The following is a 767-nucleotide window of genomic DNA, read 5'->3' as shown; positions in this document are numbered from 1 at the left end:
GAGAAAAAGCGCATCCCAGCGAGGGTCATCTCATGGAAGTTGTGGAAATACTCTGCGTAGCGTTCGCGAGCGAGTTTGGAGGCTTCATACCCAGTTCGGGCTTCGACGGCCATGGTTTCGGGTGAGGGTTCGGTGCGATCCCCATAGATTGAGGAGGTCGTTGCGTACACAACAGTATCACAGCCGTCCTGACGTGCTTGCTCGACCGTGTTCACAAATCCCTCAACGTTGACGCGAGCGCCCTGTGCGGGATCCTCCTCATGCATTTTGTAGGATGAGAGGGCAGCAAGATGGAACACAACGTCAACGTCAGTCGGGAGATCGTCGTCGATGACCGAGGCGTTGACGAACTCGACATCATCGCTGAGGTTGTCGGGCGTCCCGAGGTAGCAGTCGTCGACAGCGATCACGTCGTTGTGTTCTGCCAGGTGGTTCGCGAGATTCGAGCCGATGAACCCGGCACCACCCGTGACGAGGACACGTTGGCCATCCATACATGGTTTAGCTCAACGGTTCGGTGAAAGAGTTGCGATATTGAAAGAACAGCCCCCAATCGTCGTGCCATCGCTGTTCAGGCATACTGAAAAGACAAAAGCCGCACTAAGTCAGACTCTCAGCTCTACAGTAGGCTATGACGCGAGGAGGCACCGGAGAGACTGCGGGTCGCAGAAGAGAGTACGCGTGATCCCACTACTGGCGTTTGTCCTGCTGTCTTCGACACCGATCGCACTGCGCTGCCGCTGAGAGTCCCCGTGGAATCCGCCGCC

Annotated in this window: 1 protein-coding gene; it reads right to left on the bottom strand. The window is 56.8% G+C overall.

The genetic code is table 11. From position 1 onward, the window contains the following. Positions 1–494 (bottom strand): NAD(P)-dependent oxidoreductase (locus EXE45_RS17165; protein ID WP_137695045.1); only part of this gene is annotated, 494 nt, incomplete at its 3' end. Positions 495–767: the final 273 nt, after the last annotated feature.

Origin of the sequence: Halorubrum sp. SP9 (assembly GCF_005435015.1) — an archaeon.
Taxonomy (GTDB): Archaea; Halobacteriota; Halobacteria; order Halobacteriales; family Haloferacaceae; genus Halorubrum; species Halorubrum sodomense.
Note: the sequence above shows the minus strand (reverse complement) of the source record. Positions and strands in the feature narration are given on the sequence as shown.